Annotated in this window: 16 protein-coding genes; 10 read left to right on the forward strand and 6 right to left on the reverse strand. The window is 48.8% G+C overall.

Annotated features, from left to right (window positions below):
• Nucleotides 1-449: 449 nt before the first annotated feature.
• The 3 genes from garD (at nucleotide 450) to UC14_RS05805 (ending at nucleotide 7,007) form a co-directional block, all read left to right on the forward strand.
• The gene (garD, locus tag UC14_RS05795; protein ID WP_013573984.1) at nucleotides 450-2,021 is read left to right on the forward strand and encodes a galactarate dehydratase; all 1,572 of its coding nucleotides are present in this window, start codon (nucleotides 450-452) and stop codon (nucleotides 2,019-2,021) included.
• Between the two features lie 646 nt (nucleotides 2,022-2,667).
• On the forward strand, nucleotides 2,668-5,184 hold the full coding sequence (locus UC14_RS05800; protein WP_112197367.1) for an AAA family ATPase: 2,517 nt from the start codon (nucleotides 2,668-2,670) through the stop codon (nucleotides 5,182-5,184).
• The gene (locus UC14_RS05805; RefSeq protein ID WP_112197368.1) at nucleotides 5,181-7,007 is read left to right on the forward strand and encodes a hypothetical protein; all 1,827 of its coding nucleotides are present in this window, start codon (nucleotides 5,181-5,183) and stop codon (nucleotides 7,005-7,007) included. The genes UC14_RS05800 and UC14_RS05805 overlap by 4 nt, the downstream gene beginning before the upstream one ends.
• A gap of 221 nt (nucleotides 7,008-7,228) precedes the next feature.
• Here the strand turns inward: UC14_RS05805 and exbD are convergent, their stop codons facing one another.
• Nucleotides 7,229-7,663, reverse strand: coding sequence for a TonB system transport protein ExbD (gene exbD, locus UC14_RS05810; protein WP_013573983.1), 435 nt, complete (start codon nucleotides 7,661-7,663; stop codon nucleotides 7,229-7,231).
• Nucleotides 7,664-7,672: 9 nt separating this feature from the next.
• Nucleotides 7,673-8,593, reverse strand: a complete 921-nt coding sequence (gene exbB / locus UC14_RS05815; protein ID WP_191996295.1) for a tol-pal system-associated acyl-CoA thioesterase — start codon at nucleotides 8,591-8,593, stop codon at nucleotides 7,673-7,675.
• A 522-nt stretch (nucleotides 8,594-9,115) separates the two neighbouring features.
• On the opposite strand from exbB, the gene UC14_RS05820 reads away from it, so the two are divergent.
• The 5 genes from UC14_RS05820 (at nucleotide 9,116) to UC14_RS05840 (ending at nucleotide 14,216) form a co-directional block, all read left to right on the forward strand.
• The gene (locus tag UC14_RS05820) at nucleotides 9,116-10,093 is read left to right on the forward strand and encodes a TRAP transporter substrate-binding protein (protein ID WP_013573981.1); all 978 of its coding nucleotides are present in this window, start codon (nucleotides 9,116-9,118) and stop codon (nucleotides 10,091-10,093) included.
• Between the two features lie 56 nt (nucleotides 10,094-10,149).
• Nucleotides 10,150-10,662, forward strand: a complete 513-nt coding sequence (locus tag UC14_RS05825) for a TRAP transporter small permease (protein ID WP_013573980.1) — start codon at nucleotides 10,150-10,152, stop codon at nucleotides 10,660-10,662.
• Between the two features lie 12 nt (nucleotides 10,663-10,674).
• Nucleotides 10,675-11,967 carry a TRAP transporter large permease gene (locus UC14_RS05830; RefSeq protein ID WP_013573979.1) on the forward strand — a complete coding sequence of 431 codons (1,293 nt, stop codon included), beginning with the start codon at nucleotides 10,675-10,677 and terminating at the stop codon, nucleotides 11,965-11,967.
• Nucleotides 11,968-12,146: 179 nt separating this feature from the next.
• Entirely contained in the window at nucleotides 12,147-13,340 is a 1,194-nt protein-coding gene (gene metC / locus UC14_RS05835) for a cystathionine beta-lyase (protein WP_112197369.1), read from the forward strand.
• A 216-nt stretch (nucleotides 13,341-13,556) separates the two neighbouring features.
• A complete protein-coding gene (locus UC14_RS05840; protein WP_013573977.1) occupies nucleotides 13,557-14,216 on the forward strand; it encodes a DedA family protein in 660 nt (219 codons plus the stop codon).
• A 9-nt stretch (nucleotides 14,217-14,225) separates the two neighbouring features.
• On the opposite strand, the gene UC14_RS05845 is transcribed toward UC14_RS05840, so the two are convergent.
• Nucleotides 14,226-15,161: an AraC family transcriptional regulator gene (locus tag UC14_RS05845; RefSeq protein ID WP_013573976.1), complete on the reverse strand. Its 936-nt coding sequence runs from the start codon at nucleotides 15,159-15,161 to the stop codon at nucleotides 14,226-14,228.
• 305 nt (nucleotides 15,162-15,466) lie between these two features.
• Between UC14_RS05845 and UC14_RS05850 the strand changes: the two genes are divergently transcribed.
• On the forward strand, nucleotides 15,467-16,507 hold the full coding sequence (locus UC14_RS05850) for an NAD(P)-dependent alcohol dehydrogenase (RefSeq protein WP_112197370.1): 1,041 nt from the start codon (nucleotides 15,467-15,469) through the stop codon (nucleotides 16,505-16,507).
• 126 nt (nucleotides 16,508-16,633) lie between these two features.
• Nucleotides 16,634-17,458, forward strand: a complete 825-nt coding sequence (dkgA, locus tag UC14_RS05855) for a 2,5-didehydrogluconate reductase DkgA (protein ID WP_013573974.1) — start codon at nucleotides 16,634-16,636, stop codon at nucleotides 17,456-17,458.
• Nucleotides 17,459-17,524: 66 nt separating this feature from the next.
• Here dkgA and ftsP read toward each other — a convergent pair whose 3' ends face one another.
• The 3 genes from ftsP to parC all read right to left on the reverse strand — a co-directional run bounded on the left by ftsP (nucleotide 17,525) and on the right by parC (nucleotide 22,303).
• Nucleotides 17,525-18,940 carry a cell division protein FtsP gene (ftsP, locus tag UC14_RS05860; protein WP_013573973.1) on the reverse strand — a complete coding sequence of 472 codons (1,416 nt, stop codon included), beginning with the start codon at nucleotides 18,938-18,940 and terminating at the stop codon, nucleotides 17,525-17,527.
• Between the two features lie 134 nt (nucleotides 18,941-19,074).
• The gene (locus UC14_RS05865) at nucleotides 19,075-19,812 is read right to left on the reverse strand and encodes a 1-acylglycerol-3-phosphate O-acyltransferase (protein ID WP_112197371.1); all 738 of its coding nucleotides are present in this window, start codon (nucleotides 19,810-19,812) and stop codon (nucleotides 19,075-19,077) included.
• Between the two features lie 217 nt (nucleotides 19,813-20,029).
• The gene (gene parC / locus UC14_RS05870; protein WP_112197372.1) at nucleotides 20,030-22,303 is read right to left on the reverse strand and encodes a DNA topoisomerase IV subunit A; all 2,274 of its coding nucleotides are present in this window, start codon (nucleotides 22,301-22,303) and stop codon (nucleotides 20,030-20,032) included.
• Nucleotides 22,304-22,332 lie beyond the last annotated feature (29 nt).

Raw genomic sequence — 22,332 nt, forward strand, 5'->3', positions numbered from 1 at the left:
TTCGAAACAGGCAATAAACACTTTATTTATGATCGCCTGAAATTTACCTGTATTACTTTCAACGTCACCTTCAGAGGGCCAATACAGTATAAAAAGGAGGCCACGAAATAACACTGTGCATTCGCCCAAGAATAGCCCCGTTGATTGTGACTATTCTTTTGCATCCACACATCGGTGTGGGAGGAGAATCACAGATTGTGCGGAACCGATAACCGCTCAAATCAAAGGGTGATTTACATCACATTTATTCTGTCACCTGCCACACAGAATGACGTTCATCGGGCAAAAAGCTGGTCAGTTGCACAATGAGGTTGCCGGAAGACTGCCTTATAATGGATGCCATACCCTGTATTACCAGAGCATGTTTACAAGAACATTATTGAGCGTCAACTTCAGATAATTTACCGGAATTTTTTGTTCCGGGATGTTTAATAAACGCGGAGACAGTTATGTCACGTAATAAAGATAAAGAACACGCTACCGAAGCGCTTTTTATTAAAGTTCATGAAAGCGATAACGTGGCGATTATTGTGAATGACAACGGCTTAAAAGCCGGCACCCGATTTGCGAACGGTCTGGAATTAATTGAGCATATTCCGCAAGGCCATAAAGTGGCGTTAGAACCCATTGCTAAAGGCGGCGATATTATTCGTTACGGAGAAGTCATTGGTTATGCCGTACGGGATATCGCGCAGGGCAGCTGGATTGATGAATCCCTGGTGGAATTACCGGTCGCCCCTGAACTTTACAGCCTGCCGCTGGCCACCCGTGTGCCACCCGCGCTGCCACCACTCGAAGGCTATACCTTTGAAGGCTACCGCAATGCCGACGGCAGCGTCGGCACCAAAAATCTGCTGGGAATCACCACCAGTGTGCACTGCGTGGCGGGCGTAGTGGATTACGTAGTGAAAATCATTGAACGTGATTTGCTGCCGAAATTCCCCAACGTCGACGGTGTCGTGGCACTGAATCATTTGTACGGTTGCGGTGTGGCGATTAACGCCCCTGCGGCCATTATCCCGATCCGCACCATCCACAATCTGGCGCTGAACCCGAACTTTGGCGGCGAAGTCATGGTGGTCGGTCTGGGCTGTGAGAAGCTGCAACCCGAGCGCCTGCTGGAAGGCACGCCGGATGTGCAGGCGATTTCACTCGATGACACGCACATTGTGCGTTTGCAGGATGAGCAACATGTCGGTTTCCAGTCGATGGTTGACGATATCCTGACGGTCGCACAATTTCATCTGGAACGCCTGAACCGCCGCCAGCGCGAAACCTGTCCGGCTTCCGATCTGGTTGTGGGCACACAATGCGGCGGCAGTGATGCCTTCTCCGGTGTCACCGCCAACCCGGCAGTCGGTTACGCTTCGGATTTGCTGGTGCGCTGCGGTGCAACAGTGATGTTTTCAGAAGTCACAGAAGTGCGCGACGCTATCCATCTGCTGACACCGCGTGCAGCGGACGTCGACGTGGGTAAACGTCTGCTGGAAGAAATGGCCTGGTACGATAATTATCTGTCGCTGGGACAGACCGACCGCAGCGCCAACCCGTCTCCGGGCAACAAAAAAGGCGGTCTGGCTAACGTGGTTGAAAAAGCACTGGGTTCGATTGCTAAATCCGGTACCAGTGCGATTTCAGAAGTGTTGTCTCCGGGACAACGTCCGACCAAAAAAGGCCTGATTTACGCCGCCACACCGGCCAGCGATTTCGTCTGCGGGACACAGCAACTGGCTTCCGGTATTACCGTTCAGGTATTCACCACCGGACGCGGTACGCCATACGGCCTGCTTGCCGTGCCGGTGATTAAAATGGCAACACGTACCACGCTGGCAAACCGCTGGCACGATCTGATGGATATCAATGCCGGGACAATTGCGACCGGTGATGCCACCATCGAGGATGTGGGCTGGGAGTTGTTCCACTTCATTCTGGACATCGCCAGCGGCCGCAAAAAAACCTGGTCAGACACCTGGGGCATCCATAATGCGCTGGCGGTGTTTAACCCGGCGCCGGTGACCTGATCTCGATTAAGCTAAGTAACTGAATTTAGAGCACGCTTACTCGGATTTAGTATACGAATATTTATGCGTTCATTTCATAATGAGTTCTGATGACTAAGAACTCATTATGAGTTAATACAGAAGCCTAGTTACAATCAAAAATAACGAAATGGTTAATATATTAATACAACAATTTCACTCATAATAATCTAACATTTACTGCAATGTCACATCCTCACTCATAAACCACCATCTAAAAAATAAACCTTCTAAAAATCATACCAAAATCCAGTTGAATTCATCATTGTAATTAAAAATCTATTACGGCAGTTACATCACAGATAAATATATCACCAACCAACATTAAAACACCCCCCCTATTAATAAGGTATATAAAAATGGATTAATTTTAAAAATGTATAATTGAATTACCACCTCGAATAATTAACAACCAAATGAAATAATTGAACTTGGTTACTATTAACATACCAAGCATACAGCACACTCCAAAGAATGAAAAAATCATTAAAATCAAAAAGTTAAATATTAATGAATTAATTTATTGTTCTTCATCATCTTTTCACATTTTTTTACTTGAATTTAAAATTAAAACAATGACTATTACACATTGTAATATATGAATTTCTTGATAAAAATGGAAAAAAAGATGCTAGAAGAAAGAAGAGTGTTATGTACCGTTGAAAAGGGCTATAGCTCAGAAAGAGAAGAACAAATTGGTAAGCTGAGAGTTTACTTCGAAATATTTAGCACTGGTGATATATTCCCTATAAACCATAATGAGTTTTTTTGCGAGACTGAACAAGTTTTTGTAACCGGAGGATATAGTGAAATAAAGGAAAAATTTAAGAATAATTTATTCGAAGTCATTTGCACACCAACAAACTTTGAAAAGAAGGATGGGGATTGCAAATATGTCACTCGCGCAAGCTCTTGTGAGGAAATAAAAGGATTACAAGCCTGCCAAATATATGATTGTGAGTTACCATCGCCCGACAACCCAATAATTATTGTAAATGACCGCCCATCAACTAAAACGCTAATGATTCGAGAAAATGGCTTTGTTTATGGCCCTTTTGATTATGTAAATAATTATGACGAAAAAACAGACAAACATCTTTTATCTTTAAAATCAATTAGTACCCCACTTAGTAAAATACCACAATATCATATTGGAAAAATAGGAATTCAAAAGTGTATTGCATACATAGTTGAAAGCCCATTATTTAGAGTTACTTTTTTAGCAAACATAAAAAAAGTATTTGAAAATATTGATGAAGAAATAGACTTCATAACTGACGACCAAATAATATCTACATATGGGAATAAAGTCGCGCAAAACTCTGATATTAGAAATTTCACCAAAGGTACTATTGCACAAATAAGAAAACACTACTCATCATCAAACGAATACAGAACCTTTCCACAACGCTTTATTAGATTATTTAGATGCCTAGAGAATGCGAATGCATGGGATGAAACCAGAACAGATCTTATTCAAAGTTTTCTGGCAACACCTCAAGGAAAAGAAGTTCTTACAAATTATATATCTGAAAATAGAGATGAGTATTTTAGAAATGAAAAAGTTGGATATATTAAAAGGATCGAAGAGGAGACGAACAAACAGCAAGAACTTCTGAAAGAACTTTCTGATAAGAGAGAGTCGCTTGAGGCTGACATTAGAAAAAAAACACGAGAAAGAAATGAATTTGAAGTAAATAATGGCACTAACATTTCCAATCTCACTGATGAGCAAAAAAAGAAGATTGAAATTCAAATCACTTCTGAGAAAGAAAAACTAGACATTTTAGTTAATGAGATAAAAAGTGTCGAGGCAAAACATAAGACATTAAAAAAATATGATAATTTGAGTGAAGAGATAGATAATTTAGAAAAAGAAAGAGATCGTGCCAGAGATAAGAAAAAACGCATGGAAGAGCAAGTTGACGATGTAGCTGCAAAATTAAAAGAAAGTAATGAGGTTCTAACAAGCCGACTTGTCAAGCTGAAACCTGATGTTGATGCTTTATGCGGTCTTAGACCTCGTTCTGAGAATAAGATACTAGACTATGATGTGGGCATTAAATCGAGTTACTCTTCGTCAGATATTGAAGATATTCGTGAAGATTTAATTGATAGTGTTCTCGACTCTCTAAATAAACAAGGCCGAAAAACCGATTATTCTACCGCAGCTAATATTTTAACTACTATATCTCAATGTCAATTCACTTTGTTTAGTGGCCTACCAGGAACAGGTAAAACCTCATTGGCGAAAATGCTGGGGAATTGCTTAGGATTAAAAAATAGATTTTTAAATATTCCCGTAGCCCGTGGTTGGACAAGCTCCAGAGATGTTATAGGTTTTTATAATGCTTTGTCTCAATCTTTTTCACCAGCTTCTACTGGGTTATTCGATCTGGTAAAACAGCTTGATTATGAATTAGAGCATGAGATCGAGTCCGCAGCAGCCATAATTCTTTTAGACGAATTCAATCTATCTCAACCAGAACACTATTTTAGTCCATTCTTAGAAATGGCGGATCCTGAATCTAAAAGAATATTGACAACAGGTAACCCAGAACAACCTTACTTAAAATTACCAGAATATTTAAGATTTTTAGGGACAATTAATCAGGATGAGTCAGTACAATCCTTAACCCCACGATTGCTTGATCGAGCTGCTATTATCAGTTTTGATGATTTTGAATTGAATTATGATTTGAGCATTCTTGGTTCTGAAATTATTTCTGAATTCAATCCTGAAGCTATGAGTGGTAGAAAGTTTATTGAAATTTTCAGTCCAAGCAGTTTGGAAGTTCCACCAGACATTGAGAAAACCCTTCAATCAATAATTTTAATCTTACGAGATGACCGCTCTGAGTATGGCATGCCCGTAATTATTTCCTATAGGAAAATTAAAGCAATAAGAGCATATTACAATGTCGCAGGGCCATTGATGTCAATGGAAAGTCGCCATTTGGCTCTAGATTACGCGGTGAGCCAACATATAATCCCACTATTAAATGGCTATGGACAAAATTTCGGTAAGAGACTTGAGGCACTGTTACTCACATTACCAGATGAAATGGATAAGTCTCAAAAGATGCTAAAAAGAATTTTGAGTCATGGTAATCAAAATATGCATAGCTACGGGAATAACTTATGATTCAGTGGCAAGTTTATATAAACGAATTAGATAATTCGGTCTGCTTTGATATTAATCAGGGTGATAGAATTCAAATTAGAGAGGTTGACCGATTGCTTTTTACGGTTCGGCTGAGCTCTGAAGAATTTTCTACGAAAGGGGCACCAACGATTGTTGTGGGTGATATACCATTATTAATGATTGCCGAAAACATAACTAATAATGAATTCACCTTTACATCTAGCGAACCTATAACTTCGCATAAATCGAAATACTTTTATAATTTTTTTGGTGAAAGTGAGGTGACATTATTTTTTGATAATGAATATGATTCAGCTGTAACTGCAACATTTGATATACTAGCAAGAAAAGAAAATGCTAATATGGCTAATGAAATGTTAGGCTTTTTGACCGATAATTTAGTAGATGCAGTTGCTATTTGCTTCTCTCGTAGCAAAAATGGCGCTGATCTTTCAGGGACTGAAGGTTATAAATTTAACAAATTAGATGCAATTAGTAATGCAGCTGATTTTTTTAGTGATTCTATTATTAATTTTTCTAGAGATAACAAGTATATTCTAAATTCAGATATGACTCTATCAGAGCAAGGTCAACCTACTGGACCTGATTCCATTTATTGGGCATTAACAAATTTAGATAAACTTTCCCCTGCCTCTCATAATGATGTAAACATTTACTTCAATAACAGAGGATATTACTTTGAAAAACAGCCTAAAGAGATTATCACTAAAGATACAGATGTTTTTGAAAATAGAGTGATCAATACGTTTTTAATGCAGTCAGAATTATTTTTATTTGATCTAATAAATGAATATAAAATCAATAATTTTATTGAAGCCAGCATTTTTGATACCGAATATGTCCGCTTTGACCATACTATGTCTAAATTTTCAAGAATAGCACTCGATGTTAAGATAAAAGAAATTGAGAAGCTAATAAATAGAGTTAGAGGTCTTAGAAAAATATATTTAAAGATTATCCCTTCCAAAGTAAGAGGTGTATTCCTTCCTAAAATCACATCGTATGTTGCAAAAAAAACACACTATAGAAATGCATTCCAGCATATTGAAAAATATTACAAATCTCACGCACCAAAATTCAACAATAACAAAATGCTTCTAGGCCTTAAGAACCTTTCCATTATATATGAACTAACTTCCCTTCTGATATTACATAAAATAATTCAGGAAGTTTTTGAAGTAAATGTTAGCATGCAAAACTACCGCTATCATGCGGAAGACTTACCTTTCGGTGGTGTAGATAAAGAAAGACCTTCTGGGGTTATCAATAACCATTTTTTATTTTCTAGTAATGAATATCAGATTGAGTTGTTATACGAGGCCAAAATATATCCATATAGTTCTAGTAGTCAACCTGGTGATTTCATTGATACAAGTAATACCTATGGTTCAAGTAGATATGGGAAACATCATTACTGCCCAGACTTCATTGTTAAAATTTACTCAAAAAAATGGGGTCGACCATTTACATTAATCCTTGACTCTAAATTTAAAGACCTTAATACTATCAAAGAATATGATATAAACTCACTAACTAATAAATACCTACTGAACATTCATTGTGTTGGTAATGATGGACGTCTTTTAATGTCACCTGTAGATATGCTTATCATTCTTTTTGCTCATGAAAAAAATGGAAACTTGCTGAGAACAGTATCACCTAGACATTGCATCACGGGAAAGTACCCCGTGTTACCGCAATCAACAGCGCTAGTATTTCATACGAGAGAAACAGAACTACTCAAGAACCACCTTATCGGACTGAAAAACACCATGAACAGTTTCTCAAACTATATAATATAGTCCTATACTCCCTATTATTTATATAAGGAAGAATTGATTAATTTAGTTTAATAGAGAAAATGCATAGTTCAATCTATTATCTGCTTCAGAAGCTATTCAAAACATTTAAAATATATGCATAAAACCTTAGAATATATTTATATGTATTAAATAACATCAAATCAGATAAACGAAAGGCCAGCAATGCTGGCCTTTTTTGTGCGTCTGATTTGATTCACAACTTACTGCGCCGCAGCGGCACCGGTTTGTTCTGCACCCACCAGCCCGACTTTCAGGTAACCGGCTTTACGCAAGTTATCCATCACGCTCATCAGCGTTTCGTAATCGACACTTTTGTCCGCGCGGAAGAAAATCGTACTCTGCTTGTTACCCTGAGTACGCTGATCCAGCATCGCGGTCATATTATCGCTGTTCACGGGCGTGTCGCCGAGGAACAGTTGCTTGTCAGCTTTCACCGACAGGAAAATCGGTTTCTCCGGACGCGGCTGCTGTTTTGCCGTCGAAGCCGGTAAATCCACCCGCACATCAACGGTGGCCAGCGGTGCCGCCACCATGAAGATGATCAGCAATACCAGCATGACGTCGATAAAAGGCGTGACGTTGATGTCATGCATTTCACCACTTTCGTCGATATCGTCGTTTAACCGAATAGCCATAATCTGTTCTTACCCTACGCGTAACTGACCTGTCTGACCGCGTGGCGCATTGCCTTCGCTGGCAGCCAGATCCAAATCACGGCCCTGTAACAGGATAATCTGCGCCGCCACATCGCCTACCTGATGACGGTAAGAGGTGATGGTACGGGCGAAAATATTGTAGATGACCACCGCAGGGATGGCTGCAACCAGACCCACAGCCGTGGCCAGTAAGGCTTCGGCGATACCCGGTGCGACGACCGCCAGATTGGTAGTCTGCGTCTGTGCGATACCGATGAAGCTGTTCATGATGCCCCATACGGTACCGAACAGGCCGACGAAGGGAGAGATTGCTCCGATGGTCGCCAGAATACCGTTGCCACGGCCCATGTAACGACCCGCGGCGCTGACGCGGCGCTCAAGGCGAAAACCGGTACGCTCTTTAATGCCGTTGTTGTCAGTCGATCCGGCAGACAGTTCCAGCTCGTTCTGCGCATCGCGTATCATCTGCGCGCTGATGCTGCTGGCAGCGAAACTTTCAGCCTGCTCGGCGGCTTCGTCCAGCGTACGAACGGAGGACAACGCATCAAATTCACGGCGCATACGGCGTTTGCCCGTGAAGACTTCCGCACCCTTGCTAAATAACAATGCCCAGGTGACCACAGAAGCCAGCAGCAGACCGATCATGACGGTCTTCACCACCACATCAGCGTGATGGTACATGCCCATAACAGACAAATCGGTTGGGATCACGGGTGCCGTCTCTGCTGGCGCGGGTTGCATCACCGGAGCTGGCGTTGCGTCACCGGTCGCCGGTGCGTCAGCCGTTGCAGGTTGAGTTGCTGCAGAATTGACGGCTTGTCCCGCCGGCGTCGCAGGTGCAGCCATCGCGTTGCCGCTCAGACCAGCAACCAACATTAACGACATCAGTAATGAGGTCGCCTCTTTCATCTTATTGCGAGCCGTTTTCACGCGTCGCCTCCAGCCAGAATCAGTGTGTAGAAGGAATGAATAACGCCGAATGATATCAAAGAAAAAGGCCTAATTGATAGTCGTTCTCATTATTATTTACATTGTCCCGCCTGCCGCCCGACGTGTCATTGACAGATGACAAGGTTTTTCCTGTTTGTACAAAGGTTGAACAATTTAACCTCCGTCACACTTTCAAAAAAAATCACACAGTAAATCAATCATCTGAGCTTCATTACTCAAGTTAAAACAACGTTTTAAATATTAAGCAACAGCTTTTTACATTTGTTACGAGTTTGTGATAACGCTCAAATACCGCACAACAAAAAATAGGATAAAGTGCATTCACTGGCGAAGACCTCACACCGGCACGTCATGCATCCCTATCATTTAAAAGCTTATTCAGACATTTTTCAAAATGAACCGGCAACGCCTCTGCGCCCGTCCTGTTCGATACTTGTTCACATTTATCTTTCCCTTACCGAGTACCCTGGAGACAAACTGATGAAAATGCAAAAAGCACTTCTCAGCCTTTGCCTGAGTTCCGCGACCCTCTTATTTACGCATGGCGTGTCAGCACAAACGCTGAAAGCCGCCGACGTGCATCCGCAAGGCTATCCCAACGTGGTCGCCGTCCAGCACATGGGCGAAAAACTGCAAAAGCAAACAGACGGACGCCTCGAAATTAAAACGTTTCCGGGCGGCGTGCTGGGAGATGAAAAGCAGGAAATTGAACAGGCGCAGCTCGGTGCGCTGGATATCATCCGTGTGTCGATGACGCCGGTTGCTTCGATTTTGCCAGAAATTAATGTCTTCACCCTGCCCTATATTTTCCGCGACGAAGACCATATGCACAAAGTGCTCGACGGTCAGATCGGTAAAGAAATCGGCGATAAAATCACCAACAATCCGAATTCGCGACTGGTTTTTCTCGGCTGGATGGATGGCGGGACGCGTAACCTGATCACCAAAAAACCGGTGGTGAAACCGGAAGATTTGCACGGCATGAAAATCCGCGTACAGGGCAGTCCGATTGCGCTGGCAACGCTGAAAGCGATGGGTGCCAATCCGGTGGCGATGGGCGTCAGTGAAGTGTTCAGCGGCATGCAGACCGGCGTCATTGACGGCACCGAAAACAACCCGCCAACCTTTGTCGCCCATAACTACCTGCCGGTAGTGAAAAACTACACCTACAGCCGCCATTTCATCATCCCGGAGCTGTTCCTGTATTCAAAAGTGAAATGGGACAAACTGAAACCGGAAGACCAGCAGTTAATCCTCAAACTGGCGAAAGAAGCACAGGACGAACAGCGCGAACTGTGGAAAGCCTATAACGAGAAAGCCCTCGCCACGATGAAAGCGGGCGGCGTGAAATTCTATGAGATTGACCCCGCGACGTATGTCAAAGCCACGCAATCCGTGCGCGATGAATTCGGCAAAGACCATCAGGATCTGATGCAGCAAATCGCTGACGTGAAGTAAACCCTGACACCGGCAGCCTGCGGGCTGCTTCTTTCTGATCTTTCGCCGGGGGATTTATGGTTTCGAGTTATCACACCCTGATGGACATTCTTTACCGCTGCGCGATGTGGATCGCGGGCATCGCGTTGCTGCTGATGGTGGCGGTGATCCCGGTTGGGATCTTTGCCCGTTACGTGATGAACAGCGCCCTGTCGTGGCCGGAGCCGATCGCGATTATGTGCATGGTGACGTTCACCTTTATCGGAGCCGCTGTCAGTTACCGCGCTGGTTCACACATCGTCGTTGCGATGGTCACTGACCGCCTGCCACCTGCGCTGAAAAAATTCTCTGCCCTGTTGGCTGACCTGATGATGCTGGCCATCAGCGTGTTTATTTTCTGGTACAGCCTGCAATTGTGCAGTGAACTCTGGCAACAGCCGGTGGCGGAATTCCCGCTGCTGACCGCCGGACAGACCTATCTGCCGCTACCTATAGGTTCTGCACTGACGTTGTTATTCATCATTGAGCAGATCATTGCCGGCCCGCAACATCAGCGGCCTGTGGTGATGCTGGGCAATTCTGACGCCTGACCGGAGCCTGTTATGGATGCATTAATCTTGTTGTTAACGCTGGCAGTGATGCTGGCGATTGGCGTGCCGGTCGCTTACGCCGTCGGGCTGAGCGCGCTGGCAGGAGCCTGGTGGATTGACCTGCCGTTTGAAGCGCTGATGATCCAACTGACCAACGGCGTGAACAAATTTTCACTGCTGGCGATCCCGTTCTTTATTCTGGCAGGCGCGATCATGGCCGAAGGAGGGATCGCCCGCCGGCTGGTCAGTTTTGCCTACATCTTTGTCGGGTTTATCCGCGGCGGGCTGTCGCTGGTGAACATTGTGGCCTCAACCTTTTTTGGCGCGATCTCCGGTTCTTCCGTGGCGGATACCGCATCGATCGGGTCGGTGATGATCCCGGAAATGGAGAAGAAAGGTTATCCGCGTGACTTTGCGGCGGCGGTCACCGCCAGCGGCTCGGTACAGGCGATCCTGACGCCACCCAGCCACAACTCGGTGATTTACTCGCTGGCGACCGGCGGTACGGTGTCGATTGCCGCGCTGTTCATCGCCGGTATTTTGCCCGGTTTACTGCTCAGCCTGACGCTGATGGTGATGTGCGTGGTGTTTGCTCACAAACGCGGTTACCCGAAAGGTGAGCGCGTGCCGTTCCGCCAGGCGCTGAAGATTTTTATCGACACGCTGTGGGGGCTGATGACCATCGTGATCATCATGGGCGGCATTCTCAGCGGAATATTTACCGCGACGGAATCCGCAGCGATCGCGTGTTTGTGGTCATTCTTCGTCACCATGTTTATCTACCGCGATTACAAGTGGAGCGAACTACCGAAACTGATGTATCGCACGGTGAAAACCGTCAGCATCGTGATGATCCTGATAGGGTTTGCCGCCAGTTTTGGCGCAGTCATGACTTACATGCAGTTGCCGATGCGCATCACCGAATTCTTCACCTCGATCTCTGACAACAAGTACGTGATCCTTATGTGGATCAACATCATGCTGCTGGTGATCGGCACACTGATGGACATGGCGCCGATCATCCTGATCCTGACGCCGGTGCTGTTGCCGGTGGTGTTATCGCTCGGCATCGACCCGGTGCATTTCGGCATGATCATGCTGGTGAATCTGGGGATTGGCCTGATCACCCCGCCGGTCGGCTCGGTGCTGTTTGTGGCCAGCGCGGTGAGTAAACAGAGCATCGAAAAAGTGGTGAAAGCCATGCTGCCGTTCTACTGCGTGCTGTTCGTGGTGCTGATGCTGGTGACCTATATTCCGACCATTTCGCTGTTCCTGCCCAAACTGTTTGGCGTTTATACCGGCTGATGCCCAAAACTCGTTTCTCCCTTGCCCGTCGTGACGACGGGCTTTTTTTTTGGCCGTGCTGCTGAAATTTTCTCATCCACCCGCCAAAAGCCTGATCCCTGAAATTCATCATGTTAAGTTAATGACATATCGGCGGATGCAGAGAGCACCGCGCTATAAAACAGGGTGAAATACGGATTATGTCGTCTAAGAAAATTGAAACCGCGCTGGTCAGCGCCGGACGGGACAAGAAATTCACGCAGGGTTCAGTGAATGCCGTGATCCAGCGCGCCTCATCGCTGGTGTTTGAAACCGTGGCAGATAAAAAACACGCCACCGCTAACCGCGCCAACGGCGAACTATTTTACGGTCGTCGTGGCACCCTGACGCATTTCTCATTCCAGGAAGCGATGGTGGAGCTGGAAGGCGGCGCAGGTTGCGCGCTGTATCCTTGTGGCGCGGCGGCAGTCAGTAACGCCGTACTCTCATTTGTCAGCAGCGGCGACCACATTCTGGTGGCCGGTTCAGCCTACGAACCGACGCAGGATTTCTGCGAAAAAGTGCTGAAAAAACTCGGCGTATCCACCACCTATTTTCCGGCCAATATCGGCGCGGGGTTAGGCTCGCTGATGCAACCCAACACCAGAGTGGTGTTCCTGGAATCGCCGGGTTCGATCACCCTGGAAGTCCCGGACATTCCGGCGATGGTGAAAGCCGTGCGGGCCGTGAATCCGGACGTCGTCATCATGATCGACAACACATGGGCGGCGGGCATTCTGTTTAAAGCGCTGGAATTCGATATCGATATTTCGATTCAGGCAGGCACCAAATATATCGTCGGTCATTCTGATGCGATGATTGGCACCGCCGTTTCTAATGAACGTTGCTGGGAGCAACTGCGGGAACACTCATATCTGATGGGCCAGATGGTCGATGCTGATACCGCGTATGTCGCCAGCCGCGGTTTACGCACTATGGGCGTGCGGCTGAAACAGCATGCAGAAAGTAGTCTCCGCATTGCGCGGTGGCTGGCAGAGCGGCCGGAAGTGGCGGTGGTCAACCACCCGGCATTACCCGGCAGCAAAGGCCATGAATTCTGGAAACGTGATTTCACCGGCAGTTGCGGCCTGTTCTCTTTCGTGCTGAAACAGCGCCTGAGCAAACAGCAACTTTCCGACTATCTCGATCACTTCGCACATTTCAGCATGGCCTATTCCTGGGGCGGTTTTGAATCACTGGTTTTAGCCAATCAGCCGGAAGAAATTCAGGCGATACGTCCGGCAGAAACCGTGGATTTCAGCGGTACTCTGGTGCGGTTGCATATCGGGCTGGAAAATTGTGACGACCTGATCGCCGATCTTTCAACAGCCTTTGAACGGATTGCGACATCCTGAACCGCACAGATTGCGACACACCGCGCAGATCGGTAAGGTGTGTGACGTATTTTCGTTCGCAAAATGAGAATAATCTGTAAGCTCTACTTTTAGCTCCGGTAAATTTACGCCGGAGCATTCTGTCTTTTTCACAGTGTCCTCAGATCAACGTCTTCCGGCGCAAATCGCGGTACACTGGCAAGTGACAGTTTTTAATGAACAGAAACAGGACAGAATATGGCAGTTATTTGCGACATTTTTCATGCGCTCTGGCGACATGATTTTATTATGCTCGCCGACCCGAAACTTCTCTGGGTTATTTACGCTGTTCTGTTCGCCACGCTTTTTCTCGAAAACGGGCTGCTTCCCGCCGCTTTCCTGCCCGGCGACAGCTTATTGCTGCTGACCGGCGCGCTTATCGCCAAAGGCGTCATGAGCTTCTTCCCGACCCTGATTATCCTGGTGACCGCTGCCAGCCTGGGCTGCTGGCTGAGCTATATTCAGGGGCGCTGGCTCGGACATACCCGCTTGGTAAAAGGCTGGCTGTTACAGCTTCCGGCGCATTATCATCAGCGCGCACATCAGATGTTTACCCAACACGGGCTGATGGCTTTACTGGTGGGCCGTTTTCTGGCGTTTATCCGCACCCTGCTGCCGACGATGGCGGGCATCTCCGGTCTGAACAACGCCCGCTTCCAGTTCTTCAACTGGCTGAGCGCCATTTTGTGGGTCGGCGGAGTAATCACCATCGGTTTTGCGCTGAGCCACATTCCGGTGGTTAAACGCCATGAAGATCAGGTTATGGCGGGGCTGATGATTTTACCGGTTCTGTTGCTGGTGATGGGGCTGGCTGGCGGACTGGTGGTGGTGTGGAAGAAACGCAAATGCCGGGCCTGAACACGCGGTTCAGGCTTTAAATGCCACATCGGCTAACGCCAGCACACCGGAACTCCCTTCGCGCAGACGTGCCATCTCATCACTCGGCGTGACGCCAAAATAGCGCTTAAATTCACGACTGAATTGTGACGCGCTTTCATACCCGACCTGCAGTGCCGCCACACTGGCTTTCACACCATCAAAAATCATCAGCGTACGCGCACGATGCAGACGATAGGTTTTCAGATACTGCAGCGGCGACGTGCTGGTCACGGCTTTGAAGTTATGGTGAAACGCAGAAATACTCATGTTCACTTCGCTGGCCAGCGCTTCCACACTAAGATTGTCGGCGTACTGCGCTTCAATCCGGCGCAGGGATTTAGCAATCTGGCTGAAATGGGTATGACGGTTGACCAGCGCCTGTAACGCCCCGCCATTTTCGCTGGTCAGAACAAAGAACAGGATTTCGCGGATAATCTTCGGCCCAAGAATGCGGGCATGCAGCGGTTTATCCATCACATCCAGCAGACGCTCTGTGGCACACAGAATATCGCCATCCAGCACGCCGGAGTTGATACCGGTTGAAGGTTCTTTCTGACGCACCACGCTTTCGTCGCCCATATCCATCAGTAAATCCTGCAACATCAGGTTATCAATACTGATCTGGATACCGGCCAGCGGCTCTTCGGGGCTGCTGAACGTTTCACATTCGAAAGGCAACGGCACGGTCAGCATCAGATAATTGTGCGGATCGTAGGAAAAGGTTTTCTTGCCCAGATAACCGACTTTGCGTCCCTGAAAAAGGATCACGATGCCGGGATTGTACAAAACCGGCTGGCGCGGATGGTAACGCGTGGTGTACATCAGCGTCACCTGCGGTACCGCCGACGGCGTCAGGTTTTTATCTCCGCTGAGCCGGGCGACTCTGGCTGCCATGCGGGTGCACAGGCTGTTCACGTTTTCCATCATTCCGCTCCACACATTCATTAAACTGACATTGATTTTGCCATAACACCCTACGTTCCTACAGAGAGAAGCAGAATCAGGCAAGACTCTCGCAGAAATGGGCATCATCCTGTTGCGCATTTTCTCTTACAGTTAATGTCGCCTTCCGCAGGGGGACACACCTGCATAAACGCGATGAACTGCTAGTCTGTATGAACGCACTTTTCATTCGCTGATCGTGAGCGACCTTCGTTCGCCGATTCATTTTTCTGATAACTTCTTATTTCAATTCATTATTTGTCTAACCCGAAAGTTCGGAGGATTGTATGTCTGCACCTGTTGCTGCTGAAAACACCTTTAACGCCTGGGCCGCTGCCGGCCCGAACCAGCCACTGGAAGCATTTGCTTTCGACGCAGGTCCGATTGGCGATGAAGAAATTGAAGTCGCGATTGATTACTGCGGCGTCTGTCATTCAGATCTGTCTATGCTCAATAACGACTGGGGTATCACGCAGTATCCGTTCGTACCAGGCCATGAAGTGGTCGGTAAAATCGTCAAAATAGGTAATCATGCGCAGAACAAAGGACTGAAAGTCGGCCAGATTGTCGGCGTGGGCTGGAACCGTGGCAGTTGCATGCATTGCCATCCTTGTATGTCCGGCGATCAGCACCTTTGTCATGACGTGGAAGCCACCATCATCGGCCATCACGGCGGCTTCGCTGACCGCATCCGCAGCCACTGGGCGTGGGCGATCCCGCTGCCGGAAGGCGTGGATATCACCAGCGCCGGTCCGCTGTTCTGTGGCGGTATCACCGTCTTCAACCCGCTGCTGCAGTTTAGCGTACTGCCAACTCACCGCGTCGGTGTGATTGGTATCGGCGGTTTAGGTCATATGGCGCTGCGCTTCCTGAATGCATGGGGCTGCGAAGTCACCGCCTTTACGTCATCACTGGCTAAACGTGACGAAGCGATTTCACTTGGCGCGCACCGCGTTATCGCCACCCGAGACAGCGAAGAACTGAAGAAAATCGCCGGTCAGCTGGACTTTATTATGGTGACAGCCAATGCCTCGCTGGACTGGGACGCCATTCTCGGCGCGCTGGCACCCAAAGGCCGTCTGCACTTTGTGGGTGTGGTGCCCGAAGCCGTACCGCTGCATGTGATGGCGCTTATCAGCAAACAGGCAGAAATTTCCGGTTCACCGACCGGTGCCCCTTCCCGTCTTGCCGACATGCTGGCGTTCTGCGCCCGTCATGGCATTACCCCGCAGGTTGAGCACTTCCCGCTGAGTAAAATCAATGACGCGGTGGAACATCTGCATGAAGGGAAAGCGCGCTACCGCGTGGTACTGGATATGCATGCTTAGGTATTTTTTACACTTAAAATAAGTAGCCTGCTCAGCAAGATGCCGTTTCGTTAACTAGACTTAACGTCAATCCCTACACGGTGCCCGTGCATTCCGGCGGGCACTCTGCCCTGAAAGGAGAAACTCATGGCAACGCAACCCATCATCAAACTTCACGATGGCAATCTGATGCCTCAGTTAGGACTTGGCGTATGGAAAGCCAGTAATCAGGAAGCCACCAGTGCGGTGAAAACGGCGATTGAAACCGGCTATCGCCACATCGATACCGCCGCCATCTACAAAAATGAGGAAGGCGTCGGCGAAGCAATTGCTGCTAACCTGGTTCCGCGTGAAGAGCTGTTTATTACCACTAAGCTGTGGAATGACGATCAGCTAAACGCGCCACAGGCGCTGGAAACCAGCCTTAAAAAGCTGAAAACTGATTATGTCGACTTGTACCTGATCCACTGGCCACAACCGGCCCAGGGGCATTACGTCGATGCCTGGAAAGCCCTGCTGAAACTCAAAGAGCAAGGGTTGGCGAAAAGTGTCGGCGTATGTAATTTCCCGCTGCAACACTTACAGAAGCTGAAAGACGAAACCGGTATTTTCCCTGCTGTGAATCAGATTGAGTTACACCCGCTGATGCAACAACGCCAGTTGCACACCTGGAATGCCACCCACACCATCGCCACTGAATCCTGGAGCCCGCTGGCGCAGGGCGGCGAAGGGGTATTTGATCAGCCGCTGATCCAGAAACTGGCAGAAAAATATGACAAAACACCTGCGCAGATTGTCATCCGCTGGCATCTGGATAACGGACTGATTGTTATCCCGAAATCGGTGACACCTAAACGTATCCGTGAAAACTTCGACGTGTTTGACTTTAAACTGGAGAAGGAAGAACTGGCGGAAGTCACCAAGCTGGATAAAGAGCACCGTCTGGGGCCGGATCCGGAAAAAGGCCTGTAAGCCATTCAGTCAATGTCATAACGCAAAAACCCGCCATGGCGGGTTTTTTTATGTAGCAGAACAACGTTACATCGACGGCTGAACCAGCATATTTCCCGCTGAGCCACGGTCAGCCAGTTCCAGCGCTCCGCTGCGGTAGACAAACGGGAAATGCTCATAGGAAGGCTGATTGAAATACACCAGTAATTCGACATCGCCATCCACCCAGACCGTGTCTTTGAATCCGGCATCTTCCACCAGCGGTGCCGCACCGTTGACGCTTTTCACCAGGAAGGACACGCCTTCTGCATGGAATGTCTGCGGCATGTCCGCATGAACGGTCCAGCGTTCCCATGTGCCCTGTTGCGCAGTCAGGTCGATACGGTTGATATCCCACATCGCGCCGTTGATTCCCGGCTCACTGTCACCGAGACGCAAATCACGGGTGCGGACAACGTTACCGGAGAGGATCTGATCGGCCAGCAAACGCATCGGCAGATTATCCGTCACCAGCGGCAACAAGCCGGTCGGTTTCAGCGTCAACACGATCGTCGACACCAGAATGCTCGAGGGTTCAAACAGGCCACGCAGTCTGTCCATCACGCCTGCGGCTTCACCGGCAGTAATCGACACTTCTTCGCCCTGCGACATATCCACCAGCACTTCGCGGCGTTCTCCCGGTCCGAGCGACAGACGTTTAACAGTCATTGGCGCAGGCAGAAAACCAAGATCGGAAGCCACGACGTGGAACGCGCGGTTATCAGTCATGCTCAGTTCGTAACGGCGGGCATTCGATGCATTCAGCAGGCGCAGACGCACCCAGCCTCGCGAAACCTCGACATAAGGGCTTTGCACACCGTTTACCAGCATGGTGTCACCGAAGAACCCGCCTGACGCTGGCGTGTCATATTGCGGCACACCGAACCCATCCAGACGCTTGTCCTGAATGATAATCGGGAAATCATCCACGCCGTAGTGATTCGGTAACGGCAGATTCTTGCTGACTTCATCCTCAACAATCCACATCCCCGCCAGCCCGTTATAAACGTGTGGCGCCATGCGGTTGGGGGTATTGGCGTGATACCAGCAGGTGGCCGCCGCCTGACGAATAGGCAATACCGGAGACCAGTCCACGCCTGGCTGCATCAGACGCGCTGCGCCACCGGTTAACGTTCCTGGTTCAAGCAGGCCGCTGACGGTCATAGAAACCGGTTCAGCCAGACGGTTGCTGTAAATAAGTTTGACGTCATCGCCGCTGTGCACTTTGACGGTCGGGCCGAGGTACATGCCATTAATGCCCCAGACCGGTGCCTTTGCGCCCCCCAGGAATGACCAGTGCGCGGCCTGCAACGTCAGAAACAGCGGTTGCCCGCGGCGCGATTCAAGCAACGGGGGAACAGGTAATGCCGGTTGCGAACCACTCGCTTCTGCTTTTAAAGGCAGAGCACCTGCGGCAAGAGCCACGCCGGAGGCTTGCAGGAACGAGCGACGACTGAGTGACATATCTTCTCCATGAAAACGAACCATAAACTGTATTGAACGCCGCCGCCATCAATGGCAGCGGGAAGAATCCCCGTCATACTTCCGGCTGCAGGTGCGTTGGCAACTCGAATTATTTAGTGGATTTATAAATAGTATTATTTTTTTGCGGCGGCTTCGCGCTGTGCCACTTCGGCATCCAGTTCGGCGATTTTGTCCGCCATGATCTGACGGCAATGCTCGGACAATTCACGCAGGCGTTCTTTGGTGTAACCACTGGTGTCGATCGGTGGCAAAATTTCGACAATCACCAGCCCGTTAGACCAGCGGTTTAATTTCACCTTGTTGCTGGTGTTCGATACACAAATCGGCACAATCGGCACGCCGGCAGCAATCGCCGCATGGAAAGCGCCGGTTTTGAATGGCATCAGACCACGACCACGGCTGCGCGTCCCTTCGGGGAACATCCAGATCGACAGATTCTTTTTCTTAATCTGGGCCACCACCTGAGAAATAGTACCGTGCGCTTTGGCGCGATTATCACGGTCAATCAGCAGGTTGCCCGTCAGCCAGTAAAGCTGACCAAAGAACGGGATCCAGGCCAGGCTTTTCTTGCCAACGGTCACCGTTCCTGGCATGACGACGGACGAAGCCGTCACCATGTCGTAATTGTTTTGATGGTTGGCAATATAAATACAGTTGCCGTTATTCACTGCTTCTACAGGAATACGTTTTTCAACACGAAGACCAAATACCGGTGCCAGACGACCAAACAGCTTACCGAAAGTCGACACATGTTTCGGGTTCCGCGGACTGAAAAGACAGTAGATGCAACCAAAGACACTGACCAGAATCGAGTAAATCACCACGATAATCAGACGCAAAATAAATAACATAACATCCTCTTAAAACTACAGCCGAAGCCGGTAAGAAACCTGTGCAGTTTCGCTCCCTGTGCGGTGAACTATTCTCAAGCCTCATTCAACACGGCACAACGGTTTTATTAATACAAATGTAAAATCTTTGCACTGCGCGACAGTCTCAGACCACTGAATTCCATCGAAAGATTTCAGGGCACAAATGTGCCCTGACTTTTGCCGATTAACAGCGGTCTTATTCTTCGCTGTCACCGCCGCTGATGCGAACAGGTGAATCGACTTCAACACGATCGATACGTTGCAGCCCGCGCGGCAGAAGCGTTCCTTTGCGGCCACGTTCGGCACGGAATTTCTGCAGGTCTTCCGGACGGAGAACCAGCTTACGTTTACCGACATGCAGCGTGATCGACGTTTGCGGTGGCAGAACCAGCAACCACGCCAGTTTATCTTCGCCACTGGCCGCCTGCGCTGCCGGAATTGAAACAATTTTGTTACCCTTGCCTTTCGACAACTGTGGCAGATCCGCCACCGGGAACAGCAACATACGTCCCGCTGCAGTAATCGACAACAGCATATCGTCACTGCCATGAAGTTCCATTGGCGTGAAGGCTTTGGCGTTATCCGGCAAGGTAATCATCGCTTTACCGGCACGGTTACGGGCCACTAAATCGTTGAAAGTACAAACGAAGCCATAACCGGCATCCGATGCCATCAGCAGTTTCTGGTCGTCCGCCGCCATCAGTACGTGCTCGATGGTTGCGCCCGGCGGTGGTGTCAGTTTACCGGTCAGCGGTTCACCCTGGCCGCGCGCAGAAGGCAGCGTGGTCGGATCAAGCGCATAACTGCGGCCGGTGGAGTCCATAAACACCACGGGCTGATTGCTCTTGCCTTTGGCCGCAGCGCGGAAACTGTCACCGGCTTTGTAACTCAGGCCGGAAGCATCGATGTCGTGGCCTTTGGCGCTGCGCACCCAGCCTGATTCTGACAACACGATGGTCACCGGCTCGGACGGAATAAAATCGTGCTCGCTCATCGCCCTGGCTTCTTCACGCTCAGTGATCGGCGAACGTCGCTCGTCACCAAAGGCTTCGGCATCCGCCTGAATCTCTTTGCGGATCAGCGTGCTGAGTTTACGTTCTGACGCCAGCAACGCCTGCAACTGATCGCGCTCTTTCGCCAGTTCATCCTGCTCACCACGGATTTTAGTTTCTTCGAGTTTCGCCAAATGGCGCAATTTCAACTCAAGGATAGCTTCAGCTTGCGTATCTGACAGTTCGAAACGCTGCATCAGTACCGGTTTCGGCTCATCTTCCGTACGGATGATGTGGATCACTTCATCGATATTAAGGAACGCGGTCAGCAAACCTTCGAGGATATGCAGGCGTTTCAGCACTTTATCAAGGCGGAAGTTCAGACGACGGCGTACGGTATCGCGGCGGTAAGCCAGCCACTCCGTCAGGATCTCAAGCAGCCCTTTGACCTGCGGACGATGATCAAGACCGATCATGTTCATGTTAATGCGGTAGCTGCGTTCCAGATCGGTAGTCGCAAACAGGTGATTCATCACCTGATCCAGATCGATACGGTTGGAGCGCGGCACGACGACCAGGCGGGTCGGGTTCTCATGATCTGATTCATCACGCAGGTCTTCAACCATTGGCAGCTTTTTGGCACGCATCTGGCTGGCAATTTGCTCCAGCACTTTCGCGCCGGAAACCTGATGCGGTAGCGCAGTGATCACCGCACTGCCGTCTTCTTTGTGCCAGACCGCACGCATGCGCACCGAGCCTTTACCCGACTCGTACATTTTGCGAATTTCATTGCGCGGCGTAATGATTTCAGCTTCTGTCGGGAAATCAGGCCCCTGTACGAATTCCAGCAGATCTTCGAGCGAGCAGTTCGGTTTCTCAAGTAATGCCACCGCAGCGGCAGCCACTTCACGGATGTTGTGCGGCGGAATATCGGTCGCCATCCCGACCGCGATGCCGGTCGTACCGTTAAGCAGAATATTCGGCAGACGCGCAGGCAGCATTTTCGGCTCCTGCATGGTGCCGTCAAAGTTCGGCACATAATCAACCGTGCCCTGACCTAATTCACGTAACAGAACTTCGGCATATTTTGACAGGCGCGATTCGGTATAACGCATCGCGGCGAAGGATTTCGGGTCATCCGGCGCGCCCCAGTTTCCCTGCCCGTCAACCAGCGGATAGCGGTAAGAGAATGGCTGCGCCATCAGCACCATGGCTTCGTAGCAGGCGCTGTCGCCATGCGGATGATATTTACCCAGCACGTCACCGACGGTACGCGCGGATTTTTTGAATTTGGCGTTATTACTCAGGCCCAGCTCGGACATCGCGTAAATAATACGACGCTGCACTGGCTTGAGCCCGTCACCGATAAACGGCAGCGCGCGGTCCATGATGACGTACATGGAATAGTTGAGATAGGCGTTCTCAGTAAACGTGTGCAGAGCTAAACGTTCTGTTCCGTCATGAGTCATTTCGCTCATTGATGTTTAATCCTCAGACCCGTGGCGTT

The sequence above is a fragment of the Rahnella sp. NRRL B-41462 genome, assembly GCF_003263525.1.
In the GTDB taxonomy this organism is placed as follows: domain Bacteria; phylum Pseudomonadota; class Gammaproteobacteria; order Enterobacterales; family Enterobacteriaceae; genus Rahnella; species Rahnella aceris.